The sequence below is a fragment of the Aeromonas sp. 95A genome, assembly GCF_051919235.1.
GTDB lineage: Bacteria > Pseudomonadota > Gammaproteobacteria > Enterobacterales > Aeromonadaceae > Aeromonas > Aeromonas veronii.
Genome location: NZ_JBQBFC010000001.1, coordinates 819556 through 843951 on the forward strand (window position 1 = coordinate 819556; position 24396 = coordinate 843951).

Annotated in this window: 22 protein-coding genes; 8 read left to right on the top strand and 14 right to left on the bottom strand. The window is 57.3% G+C overall.

Going from position 1 to position 24396, the window contains the following annotated elements:
- The first annotated feature begins 6 nt into the window (after positions 1-6).
- Positions 7-483, top strand: a complete 477-nt coding sequence (locus ACTG2U_RS03645) for a hypothetical protein (RefSeq protein WP_439974053.1) — start codon at positions 7-9, stop codon at positions 481-483.
- On the opposite strand, the gene ACTG2U_RS03650 is transcribed toward ACTG2U_RS03645, so the two are convergent.
- Positions 461-907, bottom strand: coding sequence for a hypothetical protein (locus ACTG2U_RS03650; protein WP_439975104.1), 447 nt, complete (start codon positions 905-907; stop codon positions 461-463). The genes ACTG2U_RS03645 and ACTG2U_RS03650 overlap by 23 nt on opposite strands.
- Before the next feature lie 90 nt (positions 908-997).
- Positions 998-1765 (bottom strand): hypothetical protein, encoded by a 768-nt coding sequence (locus ACTG2U_RS03655; RefSeq protein ID WP_421296958.1) that lies wholly within the window; start codon positions 1763-1765, stop codon positions 998-1000.
- A 157-nt stretch (positions 1766-1922) separates the two neighbouring features.
- Between ACTG2U_RS03655 and ACTG2U_RS03660 the strand changes: the two genes are divergently transcribed.
- Positions 1923-2768: a DUF1194 domain-containing protein gene (locus ACTG2U_RS03660; protein WP_005333391.1), complete on the top strand. Its 846-nt coding sequence runs from the start codon at positions 1923-1925 to the stop codon at positions 2766-2768.
- A gap of 169 nt (positions 2769-2937) precedes the next feature.
- On the opposite strand, the gene ACTG2U_RS03665 is transcribed toward ACTG2U_RS03660, so the two are convergent.
- The 3 genes from ACTG2U_RS03665 to ACTG2U_RS03675 form a co-directional block, all read right to left on the bottom strand.
- Complete coding sequence (locus ACTG2U_RS03665; protein ID WP_162518306.1) at positions 2938-3561, bottom strand: DUF6988 family protein; 624 nt, start codon at positions 3559-3561, stop codon at positions 2938-2940.
- A 290-nt stretch (positions 3562-3851) separates the two neighbouring features.
- Positions 3852-4781 carry a hypothetical protein gene (locus ACTG2U_RS03670; RefSeq protein ID WP_227094636.1) on the bottom strand — a complete coding sequence of 310 codons (930 nt, stop codon included), beginning with the start codon at positions 4779-4781 and terminating at the stop codon, positions 3852-3854.
- Between the two features lie 395 nt (positions 4782-5176).
- On the bottom strand, positions 5177-6592 hold the full coding sequence (locus ACTG2U_RS03675; protein ID WP_439974054.1) for a GumC family protein: 1416 nt from the start codon (positions 6590-6592) through the stop codon (positions 5177-5179).
- A 157-nt stretch (positions 6593-6749) separates the two neighbouring features.
- On the opposite strand from ACTG2U_RS03675, the gene ACTG2U_RS03680 reads away from it, so the two are divergent.
- Genes ACTG2U_RS03680 through ACTG2U_RS03690 form a run of 3 tightly spaced genes read left to right on the top strand, consistent with a single transcriptional unit; the run spans position 6750 to position 9758 of the window.
- Positions 6750-7901: a glycosyltransferase gene (locus ACTG2U_RS03680; protein WP_439974055.1), complete on the top strand. Its 1152-nt coding sequence runs from the start codon at positions 6750-6752 to the stop codon at positions 7899-7901.
- Between the two features lie 31 nt (positions 7902-7932).
- Positions 7933-9126: a glycosyltransferase family 2 protein gene (locus tag ACTG2U_RS03685; protein ID WP_128816446.1), complete on the top strand. Its 1194-nt coding sequence runs from the start codon at positions 7933-7935 to the stop codon at positions 9124-9126.
- Positions 9123-9758 (top strand): sugar transferase, encoded by a 636-nt coding sequence (locus tag ACTG2U_RS03690; protein WP_019445314.1) that lies wholly within the window; start codon positions 9123-9125, stop codon positions 9756-9758. The genes ACTG2U_RS03685 and ACTG2U_RS03690 overlap by 4 nt, the downstream gene beginning before the upstream one ends.
- 627 nt (positions 9759-10385) lie before the next feature.
- Here ACTG2U_RS03690 and ppiD read toward each other — a convergent pair.
- The 6 genes from ppiD to tig all read right to left on the bottom strand — a co-directional run bounded on the left by ppiD (position 10386) and on the right by tig (position 18824).
- A complete protein-coding gene (gene ppiD, locus ACTG2U_RS03695; RefSeq protein WP_162517381.1) occupies positions 10386-12299 on the bottom strand; it encodes a peptidylprolyl isomerase in 1914 nt (637 codons plus the stop codon).
- Between the two features lie 150 nt (positions 12300-12449).
- A complete protein-coding gene (gene hupB, locus ACTG2U_RS03700; RefSeq protein ID WP_005315375.1) occupies positions 12450-12722 on the bottom strand; it encodes a nucleoid-associated protein HU-beta in 273 nt (90 codons plus the stop codon).
- 240 nt (positions 12723-12962) lie between these two features.
- The gene (gene lon, locus ACTG2U_RS03705) at positions 12963-15317 is read right to left on the bottom strand and encodes an endopeptidase La (protein ID WP_005336976.1); all 2355 of its coding nucleotides are present in this window, start codon (positions 15315-15317) and stop codon (positions 12963-12965) included.
- A gap of 141 nt (positions 15318-15458) precedes the next feature.
- Complete coding sequence (gene clpX, locus ACTG2U_RS03710) at positions 15459-16733, bottom strand: ATP-dependent protease ATP-binding subunit ClpX (protein WP_005336977.1); 1275 nt, start codon at positions 16731-16733, stop codon at positions 15459-15461.
- Between the two features lie 70 nt (positions 16734-16803).
- Positions 16804-17427 (bottom strand): ATP-dependent Clp endopeptidase proteolytic subunit ClpP, encoded by a 624-nt coding sequence (gene clpP / locus ACTG2U_RS03715; protein WP_439974056.1) that lies wholly within the window; start codon positions 17425-17427, stop codon positions 16804-16806.
- Positions 17428-17513: 86 nt separating this feature from the next.
- A complete protein-coding gene (gene tig, locus ACTG2U_RS03720; protein ID WP_005336981.1) occupies positions 17514-18824 on the bottom strand; it encodes a trigger factor in 1311 nt (436 codons plus the stop codon).
- 441 nt (positions 18825-19265) lie between these two features.
- Here tig and ACTG2U_RS03725 point away from each other — a divergent pair, with 441 nt between their 5' ends.
- Positions 19266-19700: a YccF domain-containing protein gene (locus ACTG2U_RS03725; RefSeq protein WP_323892466.1), complete on the top strand. Its 435-nt coding sequence runs from the start codon at positions 19266-19268 to the stop codon at positions 19698-19700.
- Positions 19701-19792: 92 nt separating this feature from the next.
- On the top strand, positions 19793-20383 hold the full coding sequence (yfbR, locus tag ACTG2U_RS03730; RefSeq protein ID WP_144712872.1) for a 5'-deoxynucleotidase: 591 nt from the start codon (positions 19793-19795) through the stop codon (positions 20381-20383).
- Positions 20384-20470: 87 nt separating this feature from the next.
- Here the strand turns inward: yfbR and lolE are convergent, their stop codons facing one another.
- From lolE to ACTG2U_RS03745, 3 genes are all read right to left on the bottom strand, one after another.
- Positions 20471-21712 (bottom strand): lipoprotein-releasing ABC transporter permease subunit LolE, encoded by a 1242-nt coding sequence (gene lolE, locus ACTG2U_RS03735; RefSeq protein ID WP_439974057.1) that lies wholly within the window; start codon positions 21710-21712, stop codon positions 20471-20473.
- Positions 21712-22410, bottom strand: a complete 699-nt coding sequence (gene lolD, locus ACTG2U_RS03740) for a lipoprotein-releasing ABC transporter ATP-binding protein LolD (protein WP_204383079.1) — start codon at positions 22408-22410, stop codon at positions 21712-21714. The genes lolE and lolD overlap by 1 nt, the downstream gene beginning before the upstream one ends.
- A gap of 88 nt (positions 22411-22498) precedes the next feature.
- Entirely contained in the window at positions 22499-23734 is a 1236-nt protein-coding gene (locus ACTG2U_RS03745) for a lipoprotein-releasing ABC transporter permease subunit (protein WP_005345085.1), read from the bottom strand.
- 76 nt (positions 23735-23810) lie between these two features.
- Here ACTG2U_RS03745 and ACTG2U_RS03750 point away from each other — a divergent pair, with 76 nt between their 5' ends.
- Positions 23811-24386, top strand: coding sequence for a hypothetical protein (locus ACTG2U_RS03750; protein ID WP_005351323.1), 576 nt, complete (start codon positions 23811-23813; stop codon positions 24384-24386).
- The last annotated feature ends 10 nt before the right edge of the window (positions 24387-24396 follow it).

The window sequence follows — 24396 nt, forward strand, 5'->3', positions numbered from 1 at the left end:
CTGCGTATGGCCAACCAGACTCCCCGAACCACAGCAAAAGACTGCGTCCTGCCCCGCCTGTTGCCCCTGATGCTGCCGCTGCTGATCCTCACCGGTTGCGCCCGTCAGGAGCCGGTCAATGAGACCCTGCCGATCCTCAACCAGTTGCGGGAACAACAAATGGCCGAACAGCCCCAGCTGCAACTGCAGTACCAGCAAGCGGAGACACAACTGCCAGCGGATCAGGAGCAGCTGCTGCATCAGTTTTTAGGACGCAAGGATCCGGCCCGAATTGCGCTGGTAAGCGGCCCCGGGCTGCAAACCGACATGCTGGAGAGTGCGCGGATGGCGAGCGTGCGACTGACCGCCCTCACCCGTTTGCTGGGCTCTCGCGCCATTGAGCTGGAGCCACGCTATGACCCCATGCTGGCCCCCAATACCTTGCTGATCCGCATTCTGCCAAACGGTGAATCGGGGGCGGTCACGCCAACGGCGGCGCAATAAGCGCGAGGCAAGAGGTTGGCAAGGCCACCCGATAGAGGGGATAAGGGGCCAGCCCCCACAATTTGCGCCAACCCTGGGTCAGACGGTACGAGAGCAGCGGCGGACTCTGGTGCAGCTCGCCTAAAAACATCACCCCCTGACTCATCCCTTCACCCGCCAGCGTCACTGACATCGCCTCGCTATCCGGCGCCACCAGCATGGCCTGCAGCAGACCATCACAGCGGGGATGGGCCAGCTGATAGCTGACATAGGTGCCGCCCAATACCGGCGTAGCCACCCGCAAGCGCCAGCCCATCTGGACCAGCTCCATCAGCATGGGCTTGGCTCCCTCGTTAACTGCCCGGTTCTGATAACGCCAGCCCATGGCGGCAGCACTGAGCAGCGCCACCAGCAACAGCAACAGATATCCCCTAGATAGATGCATCACGGCGCCCTCTTAGAAACAGGATGGTCATCACCAGCAGCATCATATTGACCACCCGGCTCTGATAACGCCACCAACCGCAGATATCCCTTAGACAGACGCATCACGGCGCCCCCGGATAAAGAGGATGGTCATCACCAACAACATGATGGCCCACTGGTAGAGCTGGGCCAGCGAGCCGGTATGCAGCCAGCCATACCAGCGCAGATCCAGACTCATCAGCACCAACCGCAGCTGATTGGCCCCGATATAGAGCAGGCAAACCAGCAGCAACATGGGCCACTGCCGGTAGAGGGGCCGATCCGGCGCCAGCCAGCAGCAGGAGACCAACCAGGAGAGCACCACCAGATAGAGTTGAGAAAACGAGGAGCACCCCTTGAGCACAATCAGCGCATGGCCTCCCAGCCGCTCGATGCGATTGCCATCAAGGCGAGTCTCCCAGCCCAGCAGCTGCAACCACTGGCCCACCCCCCAGGCGTCGAGGGCCAGCACAGGGCCGGAGAGCAGGGCAAACACCTGCTGCCCCCACAACACCGCCACGGTAAAGGCGAGCACAATCTGCAACACCGCCCGCTCATCGCCACTCTGATGACGGCGCCACAGCGAGGCCACCAACAGCAGACAGGCCAGCGCCTTGCAACTGGCGCTGGGGATCAGGAGCAGCAGGATAAAGAGGGCGAGCGCCAGTGGATGCGGGCGCCAGCTCGGTGCAACCCGCGATGCAATTTGCCACCAGATAGCAATCAGCAACACCACCAGCAAGTTGAAGTGGCCCATATTGAGCCACACCATGCCCCACTGATTGGCCAAACCAAGTAGCAGCCAGTTGGGTGCCCACTGCCAGGGACGGATCTCCATCGCAACTCCTGCCGGTTATCAGCGCTTTTGACCGCTGTCGCAAGTTCCATGCCTGCCCGCGCTCACCCGGACCAAGCCAAGTCAGAGGATGCAACAAAGCTGGCACGCTTTATTCATTCCCCCTGCTGGCACTAGCGCCAGGGAGAAGGAGTGAGCAATGAAACTCAAACCGTTGGCAGGGCTGCTGGGGATGTTGTTGGTAACCTCCCCCGCATACGCCTTGACCGAAGTCGATACCGAACTGCAACTGCTGATGGATGTGTCGGGCAGCGTCAGTTCATCGGAATTCAATTTGCAGTTACAGGGGTATGTGGACGCCTTTTACAGTCAGGATGTACAGAGCGCCATCCTCGACACCAGTGGCGACAAGCTGGGGTCCATTGCGGTACAGATGGTGATGTGGAGCGGCTCGACCCAGCAGAGCGTGATGACTGACTGGTTCCACCTCTACGACATGACCTCCATCAACAACTTCGCCGCCACCCTGGATGCCCTGGTCCGCCCCTATGCGGGGATGACGGCCCCCGGTTCGGCCATGGCCTTTGGTGCCCAGCAGTTTGATACCAACAACTACACCGCCGCCCGCCAGGTGATGGATGTGTCGGGTGATGGCATCCAGAACAACGGGCTGGATACCTCTACCGTGCGGGATCAACTGCTCGCCTCCGGCATCGATACCATCAACGGCATCACCATAGGTCAGGACTATGCCGATGGGGTGCTCCAAGAGTGGTATGTGGAGAACGTGGCGGGCGGTCAGGATGCATTTGTCATCAATGCCACCACCTTCGCTGACTTTGGCAATGCGCTGGAGCTCAAACTGGCGGCCGAAATTGAAGGGGGCATTATTCCGGAAGGTGCACTGGCCGCCCCCATCGAGGAGATCCCGCTGGCCGCCCAGCTGCTGCTCGGTATGCCGCTACTGCTGGCCTGGCGCTATCAACGCCGAACTCAAGGCCGTCCGCAGCAAGCCAACTGGCAACAATCGCCAGCTATCGGCTAGTTAATCACCCCGTGTGTCGCGATTAGGGAGCCATGGCTCCCTGATTTTTATCTGGAAACAAGGATAAGTGGCTGAGCATATACAGCAGTTGTGCTCATGATTGGGCTGAGGCAGGCTACTCGACTAAAACATGGGGCTGGCGGCTCTTTACGACACTTCTTATTGAAATTTACAACTTGGTATCAGGTAGACAATCAGCAAACTCTCTTTGAATACGTGGGATTTTACCTACCTGCTCACCACCACCATGCAATATAACTAACAGCATGCCCACCATTAACGACACCCCGTTGGATATTCTGACCATCTGTTCAAGTAAAGGAAGTGGATAACCCTTACTGTGGCGATGGATTGCATGAAGTCCACCGTGGATGAACGAACTAAGAGGTTTCCAAGAATACTCTTTGAATTCTCTCAACATATCCAACGGTTCTTGAGGGGACTTTCCTTGTAGTTTTTCTAACATTTCGCTGAGCATAGGAAGCTTATTTGCCTTATTTGCCGTCTCCTGCGTCAGCTCGCTGGTTAACTTTAAAACATCTGTATCGGTTGCAGCGTAGAGCAGCCACATTGCCCGAACCAGTGCCTCATATTGAAGACGAACAAGCCCCGTAGCCGAGGTTAGATTACCTGCTGATATAAGCATTTTGGCACTTTCAGCATGCTCGAAAGCAATACTACACATGACTCTGCTCACCATGATTCTTTGTGAGTCATCGAAGGGAGGCAGTACTAAAAATTCCAGTAAATTTTTTTCAAGTTCAGCAGAGCGTGACAACAGATGATTTATCAATATAGTCTCTCCTCATTACGATTTTTTAAGGGCAGTAGGTTCGATTAGCGAAGCGTAATCGGACGTTCGCGGTCTTTCTGCAACATTTCTATTTAACTCGCTAAAACCCTTCCATCTTGCCACTTCTCCCCCTCCCACAAAAAATCACCCTCGAACTGGCACCGGTCGGGGCGTAGTTACAGCATTGAAGTGGAGTGTCACAGCGAGCATCCGATTATGCCTACCACCCGCTAATCGAACCTACGCGCTGTAAACACCATACGTTGGCAGCCCCCCTATTCAAGGGCTTGTTAGGCTACCGTACCACCGAACAAATCAATGAATTTTATTGGCTGGCGCTCTTTAGAACGTTTATCAAGATACTCTTTCTGCTCTTTTTCATGCCGTTCTCTCTCAATTTGGGCACTTTGCTTAATAACAGATTTATCTAGGCTCAATAAGTATTTATCTAATGCTTCAATTGTATCAACTGAAGATATGACATCTTCGACCGTCGGCTCAAGGCGGCCATGTGCTGCCATGTTTCTTAATCGACGTGCTTCATGGAAACGGTCACTCAATCCATCAGGTACCGCTACACCGAATCGCTCCCAACGACCATTGACCAGATCTGTGGTTGCAGGGCGACGTTGGAGAAATTTTATGCCTGTTTCCTCTGCAAATACTTCAACTTCTTTTTCGAGATATGTCCAAGCCGAGAGTAATGCACCTAAAGGATGTATTTTAGCTAAATCTTTAAGCTTGTCTAATTCTTGGTCATTACTTGGATCACTCAATTTATACTCAAGCAAGTCAGATTCATCTGAAAACTGCACTATAATTTCATCATACTCCTGACTGTAATATTTTTTCAGAACCTCTCGAAAAAAGTTCTCTGCTATATTCATGTAAAAAATACTGGTCAATTCATTCGGAGAACCAAAACGATGCTGTAGAGCATTTCTTTCGTCAACTAACAACTCTATCTTATTTAGTAAGGGTAGACTTATAGACTTATCTTGCAATACTTTTATACAACCTTGAATAGTAATTGTTTCCTTTGGCCCTTTGTATATAGATTCACCAGAGTCAAGCACTAAATCTTTCAATATTAATTCCACTGCATTTGCCAAATGCAAAATCAACAATTTTCGGTCTAGCTCTTTCTTACCATTGTAATGTGTAATAGAGTGACCAAGTAACTCCATTGCACTCTGAAATAATGGTGATTCTATTGCCAAAGTTTATCCCTCATAATTTCAAGCCAGCCTTAATATCGCCTAACGGTAATAGGATGGAAAACACTATTAATGCCTTCGTAACGTCTTCCATCTAGCTCTGCCCTACCACTCGTCATCACAACCAATAGATAATATTAAAATCACTGTATTACCAACCAGCATCTGACTTATAAGTCCTTCTTATAGGTCTATTATCAATAGCCTTGCGCCGGTTCCACTTGTATCACTGGATAAAACCACAGTCAAGAAACGGAAATAGAAAATGGAGCCTATCTCCTCTTTTATGGGGCTTGCCGCGATGTTTACTCCACCATCCGTACAATATAAAAAAGGCCTTATCACAAGGCCTTTTCAGAAATATCCAGATTCAGGCTGGCAGCCCGTTTTTACGGCAATCAACCCGGTTCTGGTGACAAGGGCAACACCTGCCCATCCAGCGCATGATCACTATTGGATGGATAGTCCCGCACCGGCTCGCAGTAGGGAATGCGGCTTAGCACTGGTGCCTTGACCAGGGCGGCCAGTTGATCGGAGCGGCGCAGGCTGGCATCCGCCAGTTCGGCCACCAGCGCCAGACCGCAGCCGAGCCCCAGTCCGCCAACCATACCCGCCAGCAGAAACAGCCAGAGCGGGTAGTTGCTAGGCTTGCTGGGGGCAAAGGGTTTGTCGATCACCTTGATCCGCTCCCCCTGCTCGAAGTTGCCCAGATCGCCGGTCACCTTGGCCTTCTCATAGCGCAGCAGCAAATCCTGATAGAGGGTGCGTTTGACCGCCAGATCCCGCTCCAGCTCGGCGAGTTGGCGTTCGGTATCCCCCTGGGAGTCGACCACCTTGTCCAGCCCATCCAGCTGGTTCTTCAGGCCGGCGGCGTTTTGCTCCGCCTCCGTCAACTGCGTCTGGGCCAGCTGCCACTCGGGCCCACGGGCCATATCCGGCTGGGATTTGAGCTGCTCGAACTCCTGCTGCAACTGGTCAATCTGATAGCGCAGACTCTGCACCTTGCTGTGTTCGTCGCTGTAGCGGGCCCGCAGCAACACCAGCTCGGTGCGCATCAGCTGCAGCTTCTCATCCAGTTGGCGGGCCAGCTGGCTCTCCTGCCCCAGCGATAGCTGATCGACCCTGGCCTTGGCCTGCTGCAAGGTGATCAGGCTCTCGGCATAGCGCTCCTGCAAACCATAGAGACGGGCGACGTTGGTACTCTGCTGCTGGGGCAAGGCGCTGGCATGCTCCCGTTTAAAATCGGCGAGCAGCTGCTCGGCCTCTTGCAGTTCGCTGCGGCGGCTGTCGAGCTGGCTTTGCAGGAAACGTTCGGACGATTCCGCCGACTGGCGCCCCTTGCTGAGCAGGTTGAAGAAAAAGCGCCGCGAAATGGCTTCGAGCAAACCGGCGCTGTTGGCCGCCGAATCCGCCTTGACCTTTATCTCGATCACCTCATCGCCAATCAGCCGAAGCGAGACGGCACTCGAGAGCCAATCCATGATGGCATCGCGCTGAGCTGGCGGGGTCTCGTCATTGACCAGACCGCGATCCCGCGCCACCCCATCCAGTACATAACGGCTGCGCAGCAGGGCTTCGAGCACCGCAAAGCGATCTTTCAGGCTCTCCTGAGTGATCAGATCCTTGAGGGTCGGGGTCTGGTTTGCATCTTGCGGCACCATAAAGGTGGTGCGGCTCTCATACTCCTTGGGGGTGAGCAGGCCGACTGTGACACCCACCAGCGGCATCACCAGTACCGGGATCACCAGCAGATAGCGACGGCGCCAGGCGGCAAAGAGAATGATGTAGAGGTTGTAATAGAACTGGACAGGCATGGCATCACTCCCTGAGAAAAGCCCTCCCCCCGCATGATGCAAAGGCAGTGCCACCAGAGGAGCTGATAGCCTCTGTGGGCAGATCGCAAGAGTGGTACAAGATTCGCATTCTCCCGCTATCCGGGGTGTCACCCCTTCCCTTGCCGGAGCGCGAACCATGTTGTCATCAACCCCGTCGCACAGACCCCATCCCCACGGGAGCGCCAGCGCCCAGCCCGTCGTTCAGTCTGTCGTGCAACCTGTCGTGCAAATCGTGCAGCACCTGCAGCCGGGCGGACTGGAGACCATGGTGCTCAACCTCACGCAGGCGAGCCCTGCCGAGCAACCGGTGCACATCATCTCCCTCGAAGGGCGCAAAGGGGATGTGCTAAGTGCATGGCCCGCCCTGCATCCCTTCGCGGACCACATTCACTGTCTGGAAAAGCCCGCAGGCTGGTCGCTGGCAACCCTCTGGCGGCTCACCCGACTGCTGCGCCAACTCAAGCCCGTCGCGGTACATACCCACCATCTGGGGCCCATGCTCTATGGCGGTCTGGCCAGCCGGCTGGCCCGGGTGCCCACCCTGGTACACACAGAGCACGATGCCTGGTATCTCGATGATCTCCATCAGCGCACGCTGGCCCTGTGGGGGCTGCGCGCCTTCAAACCCATTCTGGTTGCCGATGCCACGCCGGTGGCCAACCAGCTGCTGGCCAAGCTGGGCCAGCTGTCGCCAACCGTGATCCCCAACGGCATCGATGAGCGGCGTTTTGCCCCGGGCGCCGCCGCCCTCGCCCGTCAGGAGATGGGATTGCCGCAAGGGGTCAAACTGATTGGCTGCGCCGCCCGCCTTGAGTCGGTCAAGGGTCACACCTTGCTGCTGGAGGCGATCCGCACCCTGCCACAGGAGGTGCATCTTGCGTTGGCAGGGGTCGGCAGTTTGCAAAATGCGTTGCAACAACAGTGTCAGCAACTGGGGATCGCCCATCGGGTCCATTTTCTGGGGCTGGTCGAAAACATGCCGCGCTTCTATCAGGGGCTGGATCTCTTCTGTCTTCCCTCGCTGGCGGAAGGGATGCCGCTTTGCGTGCTGGAAGCGCAGGCCTGCGGGGTACCGGTGGTGATGAGCGATGTGGGGGCGGCCAGAGAGATCGTCTGTCAGGCCAGCGGCCATATCCTGTCGGAGCGGGATCCCGACCGCCTTGCCCAGCTTCTGGCACAAGGGTTGCTGCACTGCCATAGCCTGCGTGCCGTCACCCGAGAGTTTGTGTGCCAGCAAAGCAGCTTGAGCCGGATGGCTCAGGCCTATCAGCAGCTTTACAGCCGCTGATCAAGCGACCCGATGACCAGAGGAGCATCCCATGGAATGGATCATGATCGTGTTCTGGCTGTGCGCTGTACTGGTGGTCTACCACCATGTCGGCTATCCCCTGCTGCTCAAATTCGGTGGTCGGCAGGCGCGCAAGGTAGCCAATCCGCCCCGCCCTCTGGATCGAGGGTTCAAAACAGACGCCACCGATGAGGCGCTGCCGACCATCACCCTGCTGATGCCGGTTTATAACGAGGCAGCGACCATCGCGGCCAAGCTGCAAAACCTCGCCAGCCTCGATTACCCCGCCGACAAGCTGTGGGTACATGTGCATTTCGACGGCTGCAGCGACAACAGTTACCCCATTGCGCTGAGCCAGCTCGGTGATCCCGCCCTGCAGCAGTTGCAGATCAGGCTGTTTGATCACCCCCGCAATCGCGGCAAGGTCGCCGTGCTCAACGAGGCCATGACCCGGGTGCACAGCGATCTGGTGGCCCTCACCGATGTCTCGGCCCTGCTGCCCATCGACAGCCTGCTGCTGGCGGTCGCCCATTTTGCCGATCCCAAGGTAGGGGTGGTCGGGGAAGCGTACCGCTTCTGGCAACCGGGCTCACAGGGCGAGGAGAGTTACTGGCACTATCAAAGCCAGATCAAGCTCTGCGAGTCGGCCCTTGGCGGCATGCTGGGGGCCCACGGGGCCTTTTACATGATGCGCCGGGAGTGCCTCACCCCGCTGGCCGCCGATACCATCAACGACGATTTCATCCTGCCGATGCAGGCCATCGCCAAGGGGTATCGGGCGGTCTATGACAATCGCTGCGCCGCACTGGAGCTGGAAATTTCGGATGCCGCGCTGGAGGCGACACGGCGCAAGCGGATCGGGGCCGGCAACACCCAGCAGCTGCTGCGGTTACTGCCCCTGCTACACCCCAAGTTCGGCTGGGTTGCCTTCAACTTTGCCAGTGGCAAGGGGCTGCGGGTGTTGATGCCGCTCTGCCTGACCCTGCTGTGGCTCTGCGCCATCCCGCTGGCCACCCAATCCCTGCTGTTTCAGCTGTTGCTGGGGCTGCAACTGCTGGGGTATCTGCTGGTCATCCTGATCCAGCTGACCCCTGTGCACCCCTGGCCCAATCTGTTTCGCAAGATCCACTATCTGGTACTCGGACACTGGTACAACGGCATGGGCACCCTGCGCTACTGCCTGCGCGCCCCCATACGTTTCATGTCACAGGAGAAAGCCGTATGACACACCCCATTCCAAGATTGACCCTGGTGGTCAAACGCAGCATGGATCTGCTCGGTGCCACTTTTGGCCTGCTGCTGACGCTGCCACTGTGGCCGCTGATCATGCTGGCCATCCGGCTCGATAGCCCGGGGCCGGTGTTCTTTCGTCAGCTGCGGATCGGGCGCAGCCACGCCACCCATACCGAGCTCTTTTTCATGATCAAGTTTCGCACCATGCGCGCCGACGCCGAGGCGGCCACCGGGCCGGTCTGGTGTGGCAAGGGGGACAGCCGGATCACCCGCAGCGGCGACTTCCTGCGCAAAACCCGGCTCGATGAGCTGCCGCAGTTTATCAATGTGCTCAAGGGGGAGATGTCGCTGATCGGCCCCCGTCCGGAGCGACCCGGGATCGCCAACCGGCTGGAAGATGCGGTGCCGTACTTTATCGAACGCACCTATGAAGTGGCCCCTGGCATTACCGGTCTGGCGCAGGTCAATCAGGGTTACGACGAGTCGCTGGATGATGTGCGCAGCAAGCTGGCGTTCGATCTGGCCTACTCGGTCGCCCTGCTCCACCCCTGGCGCTGGCTGGTGCAGGATGTGCATATCATCGGCAAGACGATCGCCATCATGGTCGGCAAAAAGGGGCGCTAATCCCGCCGCGCCAAGCTCTGCAACTCCACCAGGGCGCAAGGGAAAATAGCATCGCTAAAGTAGATGAAGCCCTCTTCTTCGAATCGTTCTAGAACAACTTAGATGAGCGCAACCGAGTAGGATCATAGTGACGAGGGGCGAACCAACAGAGCCTGGCCGGATTACATCACGGTGATGGCGGTTAAAGAACAGGGAGATCCAAGATACGGCATTTTAGTTGGAAAAGAAGAATACCGAGACGGTGAGAGCTGTCTTGAAGATTCTAGTTTCCCCAGATGCGGTACTGTGTGCTGGTGTGTATGCCAGTTTCCACACAGTGCAAGGTATGACTCATCCAGGAGTGCGCAATCATCAGGGTAAGTAAGTGGCCGGTGCGTATCACATTCAGCATGTAAACGACTATCAGCATAAGTTGAAAGAATGGGATGGCGCACGGCCATGGCGTGGCGGCTCACTACCTAAGGAATTATCTGGGTTGACGCAGGATACTGTAGATCACATGAGGGTGTTGAATATAAATGCATGGCTGCATGAGACGCTAGGACTCTCATGAACAGTTCATAGAGACATAGCCAATAAAAAACGGCTCCATCACGGAGCCGTTCTCAATGGATTGCACAGTGCCGATTACTCGACGGTCGCTTCCACACTGGTGAAGTACTCGATCTTAGCCGCTTTGCGCAGCTCGTCGATCAGAGACTTGTAATCCACCTGGGCTTTGCCCTGACCCAGCTGAGCTTGCAGCATGGCAGCCATACCGGATGCGGCGGCAGGGACGTTGACCTTGTCCAGCGCAACCACAACGCGGTCACCATTGGTCTCGGCAACCAGAGCCACACTCGGCTTGCCGTCGATCGGATGGGGCAGCGTGAACGCCTGAGCAATCAGGTTCTGATCCAGCTCGCGATCGAAGCGGGCAACCCCTTTGTGGGTCTCCACTTTCAGACCGAGTGCAGTCAGATCGGCGGTGATGCTCTCACCGACTTTCAGCTTGTCCAGCAGGCCCTGGGCCTTGCCACGGGCCACTTCGCTAGCCTTGTCATGCTTGATGGCGGCAATCACCTGCTCTTTCACCTCGGCCAGCGGCTTGACCGCTTTGGGCTTGTGACCAGTGATGTGCAGCACCAGCGCCTTGCCGTCAGCCAGCTCGATCACGTCGGAGTTGGTGTTGTCATCGCGCAGCTGTTCGGAGAACGCAACTGAGAGCACCTTGGGATCGTTCAGCGGAGCCGGAGCAGTCGCTTGGGTGAAGAAATCGGAAGATTGAACCTTCATCCCCATGGCATCAGCGGTCAGATCCAGCGAGTCCGGGTTTTCGAAGCTGTTGTCAGCCATCTTCTGCTGCTCGGCGAAGAACTTCTCCTTGGCCTTGTCAGCTTGCAGACGAGTGATGGTCTCTTCTTTCACATCGGCAAACGGCTTGGTCTGGGCTGCTTCAACCCCCAGCAGCTTGATGATGTGGAAACCGAACGGGCTCTTCACCACGCCGGAGAGATCGCCAGCCTTGTCCAGGGCGAACGCGGCTTTCTCGAAGGCCGGATCCATCACCCCTTTCTCGAACCAGTCCAGCTCGCCGCCTTTTTTGGCAGAGAAGGTATCAGAAGAGTCAGCCTTGGCCAGCGCAGCGAAATCTTCACCCGCCTTGGCTTTGGCCAAAACGGCTTCTGCTTTCTGCTCGGCCGCTTTCTCATCCTTGCCAAACGGGATCAGGATATGAGCCACATGGCGACGCTCGGCACGCTGGAACAGATCCTGGTGCTGATCGTAGTAATCCTGGGCATCCTGCTCGGTGACCTTGATATCCTTGGCGAGGTTGGCGGCGTCCAGCAGCAGATAGTCGACCTTGACCTGCTCGTCGTTCATGAAACGGGCGCCATTGGTCTTGTAGTACTGCTCCAGCTCGTTGTCGGAGACCTGAACGTCAGCCATGTAGTTGGCGGCAGCCAGACGTACCAGACGCAGATCGCGAGTCTGGTTGTAGAGCTTGTCGAGCTGCTCCGCTTCACCCTTGAGGGAGAATTCGGTGCCCAGCAGGGCGCTCATCAACTGTTGACGCACCATGTCCTGACGCAGGGAGTCACGGAACATTTCAGGAGTCATGCCGGCACGACGGATCAGTTGCAGATAGCGGTCATTGTTGAACTTGCCGTTCTCGGCAAACTCCGGCATGGCCACGATGGCTTGCTTGATCTGTTCATCGCTGATGCGCAGACCCAGTTCACGGGCCTTGCTGTCCAGCAGCGCCTGATCGATCAGGCGATCCAGCACACCGCGACGGAACTGTTTCATGTAATCGGGGTTCGCGGCTAGCTGGCTGAATGCCTCTCCCATCTGGGATTCCATGCGGGCGCGCTCGTTACGGTAGGCATTTTCCAGTGCCGCAGCACTGATCTCGGTGCCATTGACGGTGGCGGGGGCGGTACGGGCCGGGCCGTTCAGGTAACTACCTACACCAGCCAAGGCAAAGGAGAGGATGATCAGGCCCAAGATAACCTTGGCTACCTTGCCCTGCGCCCCTTCGCGTAGTTTATCCAACATCATGTTTGTACTTATGCTCCCGAACTCGATGGGCGTAAACAATAAAAAGGCGCACCGATTGCGATGCGCCTTGGTCAATCAGTATGAGAGAAGACTCTCTAACTTGTCTGGTCTGCGACCAAGGACGGTAGCCGACGGATATCAGCGACCGACTTAGTTAACAGCGTCTTTCAGGGCCTTACCGGCTTTGAAGGCAGGAACTTTACCAGCAGCGATTTCGATGGTCGCGCCAGTCTGCGGGTTACGGCCTGAACGGGCAGCACGCTCGCGTACAGCGAAAGTACCGAAACCAACCAGAGCAACCTGGTCGCCCTCTTTCAGCGCTTCACCAACAGCATCAATGAAGGCATCCAACGCACGGCCAGCGGCAGCTTTGGAGATATCGGCACCGTCTGCAATCTTGTCAATCAGTTGAGATTTATTCACTCTTATATTCCCCTTTTATCAAACACCGCTGCGGCGCTGATTTCCCTGGCCACAACAAGTGGAGGTTTTATAGCAAGCCTCCTGATCAGTTGCAAGTGACAATCTGGCGCAAACCCGCGCCACACAACGCATTGCGACTCATCACGAGTACCCGATCGGTGGTCAAGGCTACTTCCGTTATCGGGCGCATGCAAGCCTTAACCACCCGCCGAATGCGCCAAATTTGCGGCGCATCAACATTTACACGACAGAAACGCGCTCAAACCCCTGTGGATTGTCCTGCAACGCCAATTCCAGCACCTCGTCAATCCAGCGAACCGGATAAATTTCAAGGTCTTGTTTGACGTTTGCCGGGATCTCCTCAAGGTCACGCTCGTTCTCTTTCGGAATAAGCACTCGCTTGATGCCGCCACGATGGGCTGCCAGCAACTTCTCCTTGAGACCACCGATGGGCAGCACTTCGCCGCGCAAGGTGATCTCCCCTGTCATCGCCACATCAGCACGAACCGGATTACCGGTCAAGCTGGAGACCAGGGCGGTGCACATGGCGATACCGGCGCTCGGACCATCTTTCGGGGTTGCCCCTTCCGGTACGTGCACGTGGATATCGCGCTTCTCGTAGAAGTCGGCGTTGATGCGCAGCTTCTCGGCACGGGCCCGCACGACCGTCATGGCCGCCTGGATGGACTCCTGCATCACGTCACCGAGAGAACCGGTATAAGTGAGCTTGCCCTTGCCCGGCATGTTGGTGGTCTCGATGGTGAGCAGATCGCCCCCCACTTCGGTCCACGCCAGACCACACACCTGACCCACCTGGTTCTGGTCGGTGGCCTTGCCGTAATCGAAACGCTGCACCCCGAGGAACTCCTTGAGGTTCTCCTGATTGACCTGAACATGCTTGATGCTCTTGTCCAGCAGGATGCGCTTGACCGCCTTGCGACAAATCTTGGAGATCTCGCGCTCCAGACTCCGCACGCCCGCCTCGCGGGTGTAGTAACGGATCACTCCGACCAGGGCAGAATCTTCGATGGTGATCTCGGACTCTTTCAGGCCGTTGCGCTGGATCTGCTTGGCAACCAGATGCTGCTTGGCAATGTTGAGCTTCTCATCTTCGGTGTAACCGGAGAGACGGATCACTTCCATCCGGTCCAGCAAGGGGCCGGGGATGTTCATGGAGTTGGAGGTAGCCACGAACATCACGTCCGACAGGTCATAATCCACTTCCAGATAGTGATCGTTGAAGCTGTTGTTCTGTTCCGGATCCAGCACTTCTAGCAAGGCGGATGCGGGATCGCCACGCATGTCCGAGCTCATCTTGTCGATCTCGTCGAGCAGGAACAGCGGGTTCTTCACGCCGACTTTCGCCATCTTCTGGATAAGCTTGCCGGGCATGGAACCAATATAGGTACGGCGGTGACCGCGGATCTCCGCTTCGTCACGCACCCCACCCAGAGCCATCCGCACATATTTGCGGCCTGTCGCCTTGGCGATGGATTGGCCCAGCGAGGTCTTGCCCACACCGGGAGGCCCAACCAGACAGAGGATGGGGCCCTTGAGCTTGTTCACCCGTGCCTGTACCGCCAGATATTCGAGGATGCGATCCTTGACCTTCTCGAGGCCATAGTGATCGGCATCCAGCACCTCTTGCGCCTTGCCAAGGTCTTTCTTGACCTTGGAGCGCGCCTTCCACGGCACCTGTACCATCCAGTCCACATAGCTGCGTACCACGGTAGCCTCGGCGGACATGGGAGACATCATCTTCAGCTTGGCAAGCTCGGCCTGGGCCTTTTCACGGGCATCTTCCGGCATGCCAGCCTCTTCAATCTTGCGATTGAGGGCTTCAAACTCATCCGGGCTATCTTCCAGCTCACCCAGCTCTTTCTGGATGGCCTTCATCTGCTCGTTGAGGTAATACTCGCGCTGACTCTTTTCCATCTGCTTCTTGACGCGAGTACGGATGCGCTTCTCGACCTGCAGCAGGTCAATTTCCGACTCCATCATCGCCATCAGGAACTCGATGCGCTCGGAGACCGAGACGATCTCCAGCACCTTCTGCTTGTCTTCCAGCTTGAGCGGCATGTGGGCCGCCATGGTGTCAGCCAGACGCGCAGCATCGTCGATCGCCGAGATCGAGGTCAGTACCTCGGGCGGGATCTTCTTGTTGAGCTTGATATAGCCTTCAAACTGGCCGATGGCGGAGCGAACCAGTACTTCCTGATCCTTCTCCTCAATGGCTTGGGAAGGGATGTACTGGGCCTCGCAGACAAAGAAATCCTTGTCGTCGATCATCCGCTCCAGGCGGGCACGCTGCCCACCCTCTACCAGCACCTTGACGGTGCCGTCCGGCAGCTTGAGCATCTGCAGAATATTGGCCACTGTCCCGACGGTGAAGATCTCCTCCACCGTTGGCTCATCGGTTGACGCATCCTTCTGGGCCACCAGCAGAACTTTCTTGTCCTGCTCCATGGCCGCTTCCAGACAGCGAATGGATTTTTCCCGCCCCACAAAGAGTGGAATGACCATGTGGGGATAAACCACCACGTCACGAAGAGGCAGGACGGGAATCTCGATGCGTTCTGAACGCTCTAGGTTCATATATGTCCTCTCGGCTTGTTATACCGTTGGCAAAGCGCTTGGCTGAGTATATGGGGGCGCTGAGATGAGATTCAATCGCCGAAACCGTAAAAAGCATGAAAGGGGCAAAAAGCCCCTTCCATTTGATTAAAAATCAGACATTTATTCTGATGCTGCAGCCTGGGTTTCGGGATTTTCGTAGATCATCAAGGGCGCGGAGTCCCCTTTGATCACGGTTTCGTCGATCACCACCTTGCTGACCCCTTCCAGAGAAGGCAGGTCATACATGGTATCCAGCAGCACGGCTTCCACGATGGAACGCAGACCACGAGCACCGGTTTTACGCTCCATCGCCTTGCGGGCAATGGCGTTGAGCGCATCGTCACGGAACTCCAGCTCGACCCCTTCCAGATCGAACAACGCAGCGTACTGTTTGGTCAGCGCGTTTTTCGGCTCTTTCAGGATCTGGATAAGGGCAGACTCGTCCAGCTCGGTCAGGGTCGCGACCACCGGCAAACGGCCGATGAACTCGGGGATCAGACCATACTTGATCAGATCTTCCGGCTCTACCTTGGCGAAGGTCTCGCTCAGGGTGGCCTTGGCATCCTTGGATTTCACCTCGGCGCCAAAACCGATACCGGTTCCCTTCACGGAACGCTGCTCGATCACCTTGTCCAGACCGGCAAAGGCACCGCCACAGATGAAGAGGATCTTGGAGGTATCAACCTGCAAGAACTCCTGCTGTGGGTGCTTGCGACCACCTTGCGGCGGTACGGAAGCAATGGTCCCTTCGATCAGCTTGAGCAGTGCCTGCTGTACCCCTTCCCCGGAGACATCGCGGGTGATGGAGGGGTTGTCCGACTTGCGGGAGATCTTGTCGATCTCGTCGATGTAGACGATGCCACGCTGGGCTTTCTCTACGTCGTAGTCGCACTTTTGCAGCAGCTTCTGGATGATGTTCTCCACGTCCTCGCCTACATAACCGGCTTCGGTCAGGGTGGTCGCATCGGCCATGGTGAACGGCACATCCAGCAGACGAGCCAAAGTCTCGGCCAGCAGGGTTTTACCGCTACCGGTCGGGCCAATCAGCAGGATGTTGGATTTACCGAGCTCCACACCACTGTTTTCGCCGCTGTTGCGCAGACGCTTGTAGTGGTTGTAGACGGCAACGGCCAACACCTTCTTGGCGTACTCCTGCCCGATCACATAGTCATCGAGATGAGCGCGGATCTGATGAGGGGTCGGCAGCTCGTTACCATCGCGCTTGGGCGAGATCTCACGGATCTCTTCGCGGATGATGTCGTTGCACAGCTCGACGCACTCATCACATATGTAGACGGAAGGGCCAGCGATCAGCTTGCGCACTTCATGCTGGCTTTTGCCGCAAAAAGAGCAGTAGAGCAGCTTATCACCCTCACCCTTGCGTTTCTCTGTCATTCAGCAACCTCGTTTTATCAATAGAGGATGGATCGGCCTGTTGAGTTTACAACAGACCGGGACACCCTGCTCAGCTACGCTGTCTCAGGACACCGTCTACCAGACCATAGGCCACGGCCTGCTCGGCGGACATGAAGTTGTCACGATCGGTGTCACGCTCGATGGTAGCCATGTCCTGACCGGTATGGAACGCCAGGCGCTCGTTCAGGGTATTTTTGATCTTCAGGATCTCCTGGGCGTGGATCTGGATATCAGATGCCTGACCCTGGAAGCCACCCAGCGGCTGGTGGATCATCACACGGGCGTTAGGCAGGCAGAAACGCTTGCCCTTGGCGCCACCGGCCAGCAGGAAGGCACCCATGGAGCAGGCCTGCCCCATGCAGACGGTGCTGACATCCGGCTTGATGAACTGCATGGTGTCATAGATGGACATGCCCGCAGTCACCGAACCACCCGGCGAGTTGATGTAGATATAGATGTCCTTGTCCGGATTCTCGGACTCGAGGAACAGCAGCTGGGCAACCACCAGATTGGCCATGTGATCTTCAACCTGACCAGTCAGGAAGATCACCCGCTCTTTCAGCAGACGGGAGTAAATATCGTAGGAACGTTCACCCTTGGCAGTCTGTTCGACCACGATGGGGACCAGCGCATTGCTGGGAGAATCGGTCATATCGTTATAGTTCTTGTACATAAGGCATTGTCCCTAAAATAAAATGGCCCGAGTGGAGATCACACGAGCCATTATACTTAACAGTCTTGACCTTAAGTCAAATGTTCTTAGGCAGCGGCGCCAGACTTGTTGATCACTTCGTCAAAGGCAACTTCTTTTTCGGTCACTTGCGCTTTGGACAGGATCAGGTCGATAGCTTGATCTTCTACTGCCAGGTTACGAACGCCGTTCAGCATCTGTTCGTTCTTCTGGTAGTACTCGATCACTTCCTTCGGATCTTCGTAGGCAGTCGCCATGGACTCGATGATGCTGTTTACACGGGCATCGTCAGCCTTGATCTCGTTGGTACGGATCACGTCGCCCAGCAGCAGACCTACGCGTACACGACGCTCGGCTTGAGCCTGGAACAGTTCAGCCGGCAGCTCGGGAGCGTTGCCGCCCTGGAAGCCACCGAAGCGCTGCAGAGCCTGCTGACGCAGTGCGTCGATCTCTTGAGCAACGGCAGCTTTCGGCAGGTCGATTTGGTTGGCTTCAACCAGACCGTTCAGAACCTGCTCTTTCACGCTGTTTTTCAGGGCTTGAGCCAGTTCGCGCTCCATGTTCTTGCGCACTTCGGCTTTCAGCTCTTCAACAGAACCGCTCTCGATACCGAAACGCTTTACGAACTCTTCGGTCAGCTCAGGCAGGATCTGCTCTTCAACCTTGATCAGCTTGGAAGCGAACTTGGCCTCTTTGCCTTTCAGGTTTTCAGCGTGGTAGTCAGCCGGGAAGGTCACTTCGATGGTGAACTCGTCGCCTGCTTTCTTGCCCATGATGGCGTCTTCGAAGCCCGGGATCATGCGGCCAGCGCCCAGCACCAGGTTGAAGCCTTCAGCTTTGCCGCCGTCGAACTCTTCACCGTCGATGGAACCGACGAAGTCCATGGTCACACGCATGCCATTGGCAGCGGCAACATCGGCATCAGCCCAAGTAGCGTGCTGCTTGCGCAGGGTGTCGATCATGTTGGCCAGATCTTCATCCTTCACGGTCGCAACCGGCTTCTCGACCTTGATGGTCTCGAGACCTGCAACTTCGAACTCCGGATACACTTCGAAAGTGGCGGTGAACTCGAAATCCTGACCTTCTTTGATCTCTTTCGGATCCATGGTCGGGGCACCGGCCGGGCTCAATTTGTTTTCGATGATGGCTTTGATGAAGTTGCTCTGCATCATTTCATCAGCAACGCGGGCGTGAGCCATGGCGCCGAACATCTTCTTGATGATGGCAACCGGAGCCTTGCCAGGACGGAAACCGTCGATGCGACGAGTTTTGGCCAGGCCATTCAATTCTTTACGCACAGCGGCGTCTACGGTAGCAGCCGGTACAGTGATGGTAAGACGGCGTTCCAGACCCTGGGTTGTCTCTACAGAAACTTGCATTCTTCTACCTCGTTCAACTCAGCACTGTGTGCTGACCCTTTATTGCCCCTGGGCAAAGCCCGGAGTCTTCCTGTTTATAAAGACAACGATATGTCTTTGTGATGAGAAAATATGACGCGGCATTATAGCGGCGCACTTTGGTCGAGTCGAGCCACACATCCCCCACATTGAGCGGCGTGCAAGCACAATTCGTGCAAAACTGCCCTTTATATGGGGAGATAGGAGCCCGACTTCAACTATCCGATGGCAATAATTTTGCGTTTGCTCACCTTTTTTCATCCGAACGCCGCTTTATTACCCATCTTTCGCCGAAAAACAGCCCACCGTTGCGGGCGGCGACTCAATTTGACCAGCCAAATGGCGATTGGACCAATCAACCATTGCGTCCCTACCCCTCCCTCGTTATGGTGGCAACCAAATTGATGATCTGGAGTCACTCACATGGCCTTTTTCCGCTTCTTGTTCAATCTGCTCTGGTTTGTACTGGGAGGTGTCTTTATGGGCCTGGCCTGGTGGCTGGCCGGTCTTGTCTGCTTTATCTCGCTGGTCGGCATCCCCTGGGGACGCGCCTGCTTCGTGATCGGCACCTTTACCTTCTTCCCGTTTGGCAAGCAGGCGGTCAATCGCAAGACCATGACAGGCCAGAGCGATATCGGCACCGGTACTCTGGGGCTGATTGGCAATATCCTCTGGTTCGTGCTGATCGGTGTCTGGCTGGCCATCGGCCACATCGCTTCCGCGCTGGCCTGCTTCGTGACCATCGTCGGTATCCCGTTCGGTATCCAGCACCTCAAGCTGGCACTCATCAGTCTGGCGCCCATCGGCCAGATGATTGTGACCAACCAGGAAGCGGAATCGGGCCGCTATATCCGCTAACGGCGGGAAATGCGCGGGCAGAAGCTGCCCTGCAACGAAAAAAAGGGCAGACTAGGGTCTGCCCTTTTCTATTCTCTTTTGTTGAGGCCATCATGTTACCCAGCCACTTTTTCGCCAATCTCGCCCGCATGAAACTCATCTACCGCTGGCCCCTGATGCGCAACATCCAGCCCGAAAACATTGCCGAGCACAGCCTGCAGGTCGCCATGGTGGCCCATGCCCTCGGCATCATCAAAAACCGGCTGTTTGGCGGTAGCGTGAATGCCGATCGCGCCGCGGTGATGGCGCTCTATCATGACAGCAGCGAGGTACTGACCGGCGATCTGCCCACCCCGGTCAAATACTTCAACCCCGAAATCGCCCGCGAGTACAAGAAGATAGAGCTGGCCGCCGAGCAGCGTCTGCTCGCCATGCTGCCACCTGAGCTGGTCGAGGACTTTCGCCCCCTGCTCGACTCGGCTATGCAGGATGAGGAGCTGGCAAGGCTGGTGAAAGATGCTGACACCCTTTGTGCCTATACCAAGTGTCTGGAGGAGATCAACGCGGGCAACCGGGAGTTTGAACCGGCTCGCAAGCGCCTCGAGGCGATGCTGGCGGCGCGGATGAGCGAGGAGATGCGCTACTTTATCGACACCTTCGTAGCCAGCTTCTCCCTGCCGCTCGATGAGCTGAACGCCCACTAAGCCACGTCACTCGACCTCAAAACAGAAGGGCCCGCCGGTTTGCACCGGCGGGCCCTTCGTTCTTTATTGCGCATTAGATGCAACGCATCAGTGACCCAGCTCGCGGGAGGGTACCAGACCGCTCGCCCGCCAGGCGGGATAGAGGGTCGCCACCAGACTCATCAGGATGGCGGCGCCCGTCACGATGAGCAGGTCCTGCATATGCAACTCGGTCGGCAAGAAGTCGATAAAGTAGATATCCGGATTGAGGAAGCGATGGCCGATGAGCTTTTCGACAACGCTCAGGATCTGGGTCAGCTTGCTCGAAAGCAGCCCGCCCAGCAGGGCGCCAAGCAGCGCACCGGCCACGCCGTTGAACATGCCCTGAATGACGAAGGTGAGCCGGATCTGGCCGGGGCTCGCCCCCATGGTCTTGAGGATGGCAATCTCGCTGCGCTTCTCGTTCACCGCCATCACCAGGGTGGAGACGATATTGAAGCAGGCGACGGCCACCACCATCAGCATCACCACATACATGACGGTACGCACCATCTGGATGTCCTGATAGAGGTAGCCCTGGCTGTTCATCCAGCTGCGGATGTAAACATGATGAGGGAACTGCTGCGCCGCGGCTACGGTGATGGATTGCGCCTTGAGCACATCGCTCACCCGCAGGCTGAAGCCCTCCACATCGCTGCCCATGCCGGTGATCGCTTGCGCATCGGCCAGATGCATAAAGCCGAGCAACCCGTCGAGCTGACCGCCGATCTCCAGCAGCCCCACCACAGTCAGGGCTTCGCGCCGGGGATTCTTGATCCCGGTCTGATCACCCCCTTGTGGCAACAACAAACCAAGAGTGTCACCCACCTTGACGCCCAGTTTGTCGGCAATGGTCTTGCCAAGGATCACCCCACGCTCACCCGGTTGCAGCTCACGCAGGCCGCGGCCCGTCATGTATTTGCCCGCATCCGACAAATTGGCTTCCAGCTCCGGCAATACCGCGCGCAGTTGCACCCCCTTGAGGGCGGAGCCGTGCTCCAGCAGGCCATTGAGGCGAATGACCGGCGCAGCGGCCTCGACGCCCGGTTGGGCCAGCAGGTAGTCACGAAGACGGGGCCAATCCGGCAGCGGCCGCTCGACGGCGTCCAGCTCACCTTGTGGCACCACGGAGAGCACCCTGTCTTTGAGCTCCCGCTCGAAACCGTTCATGGCGGAGAGGCCCAGGATCAGCGCCATCACCCCGAGGGCGATACCGATCAGGGAAGAGGCTGAGATAAAGGCGATAAACCCGTTGCGACGGCGGGAGCGGCTGTAACGCAGGCCCAGAAAGAGGGGCAGCGGTTTGAACATCAGGCAACCTCCGCCATCACGCCGCTCACCAGGGTCACCCGGCGATGGAGCTTGGCCGCCAGGCTCAGGTCGTGAGTCACCACCACAAAGGCGGTGCCCAGTTCACGATTCAGTTCACACAGCAGTTCATACACTGCGGTGGCACTGGCGTGATCCAGATTGCCAGTGGGCTCATCCGCCAGCACCAGACTCGGTTCGTTGACCAGCGCTCGGGCGATCGCCACCCGCTGACGTTCACCACCGGAGAGCTCGGAGGGACGGTGATTCAAGCGATGGGAGAGCCCCACCCGCCCCAGCATCTTGGTTGCCTTTTCGGTGGCAACCGCCACCGACTCACCGGCGATCAGCAGCGGCATGGCCGCATTTTCCAGCGCACTGAACTCGGAGAGCAGGTGGTGAAACTGGTAGACAAAGCCCAGCTCGCGGTTGCGAAAACGGGCCTGGGTACGGCTGTCCCAATGGTGAATATCCTCCCCCTTGAACAGCACGGCGCCACTGGAGGGGTTGTCGAGCGCCCCCATCAGATGCAGCAGAGTGGTCTTGCCGGAGCCGGAGCTCCCCACCACCGCCAGCATTTCACCGGGTGCGACGCAGAGATCGATCCCCTTGAGCACCTGAGTCTCCAGCTCCCCCTCTTTATAGACATGGTTGAGCGCCTGGCAGCGCAGCAGAGGTTCACAGGATACGGCTTCATTCATAACAGGGGCTCCACTTGCCTCGGTAACAACGCTGGCACCCGCAACAACGGGGGCACCAGTCACAACAGAAGATGCATTATTCACGGCATTACTCATAACGCAGCGCCTCGGCCGGTTTCACCCGCGCAGCGCGGGCCGCAGGATAGAGGGTGGCACTGAAGCTCAGCAGCACGGCGCCCAGCAAAATGGTGATGACCTGAGCCGGCTCGACAATCACCGGCAGGCCACTGCCGCCCGCCGCCATATAGAGGTTGAGCCCCACCGCATTGAGCAGGGGGTTGAGACCCAAGGAGAGCGCAAGGCCCGCCAGCCCGCCAAACAGAGCACCAATCACCCCGCTGGAAGCGCCAAGCACCATGAAAATTTTAACGATCCCCGATTCACTCATGCCCATGGTGCGCAGGATGGCCACTTCGCCCTCCTTGTCCGTTACCACCATCACCAGCGCGGAGAGGATGTTGAAGGTAGCGACGGCGATGATCAGCACCAGCATCAGCCCCATCATCCGTTTTTCCATGGCGACCGCCTGGAACAGCTCGCCCCGCTCGCGGCGCCAATCCTGCCACAGCAGCCCATCCGGCAACGGTGTCTTGATCACCTCGTCAGCGGCAAAGGGATCATCGAGCCAGAGGCGAATGCCACCGACGGTTTCTGGCGGCAGACGCAGCAGCCGCTGGGCATCCCCCAGGGCGATCAGCGCAATCTGATTATCCACATCGGCGCCGACCCCGAAGATGCCGGAGACGGTAAAGAGGCGCTGGGCCGGTACCCGGCCAAACGGAGTGAAGCGGGTCCCCTCGGTCAGGATCAAACGAACCTGATCGCCGATGGAGACATTGAGGCGACGTGCCACCCCCTGCCCCAGCACGATGCGGTAGTGGCCGGCCTGCAGGGTATCGAGGCGCCCCCCCAACATCTGGCTATGGAGGATGTCATCCTTGGGCCACTTTGCAGGGTCGATCCCCTGCACGCTCACCCCGGTCAGCTGGCCGGGGCTTTGCAGCATCCCTTCGCTGTCGAGCATGGGAGCCGAGGCAACCACATGGGGTAATTTGGCCAGATCAGGCAACCCTTGCGGGTCGGCATCAATGCGGCCAGCCTGATTGGTCACCACCACATGGGGGATCACCCCGAGGATGCGCCCTTTGAGCTGCCCTTCGAAACCGTTCATCACCGAAATGACCACCATCAGGGCGGCAACCCCGATGGCGATGCCAAAGGTAGAGAACAGGGAGATAAATGAGACGAAGCGATTGCTGCGCTTCGAGCCTGCATAACGCAGGCCGATGGCCAGCGAAAGGGGCTGAAAAAGTCCGGTCTTCAAGGATATGTACGTTGCCAACAAAATAAGATACCGGATAATAAAGGGAAACCGTCCATGACAACAAGGGATAGCCTCCATGCAGGAACAGTTCTTCAGCGTCACTCATGCCACGCCGGTCAATGTGATCCCCATGCCGGCCGACTTCCACCTCCCCTCGCTGGAGGAGCTGGACGCTGAGCTGCCGGAGCCCTTTCGGATCTCTTCGGCCATTACCTCCATCGATCTGGTGACCACCCGCCTGCTGCGCAACCAGAACGAGTCGATGCACGATCTGATCGAGATCGTTAATCAGCAGTCCCGCAAGATCGACATGATCATGGGCTATGTACTCTCCCTGCAGGACCATCCGGAGCAGCGCTTTCACACCCTGCGCTTCGGGGCTGGCCAGCTCACCTACCTCCACCCCTATCATGATCACGGGGATGCACCGCACCTGCACCAGATCGTCCGCCTCAAGATTTTCCTGCGGGAAGAGGCGGCCGCCATCTACTGCTATGGCCAGGTCAAACAGCTCGACGGCGGTGAACATGGCACCCATGTGCAGCTCGACTATGTGCGGATCCGCGAAGATGACCGTGAACTGCTGGTTCGTGCCAGCCTCCACGTGCAATCGAAACAGCTCAAGCTGCGCGCCCAAGAGCGTCAGCGCTAACCAGAGCGAA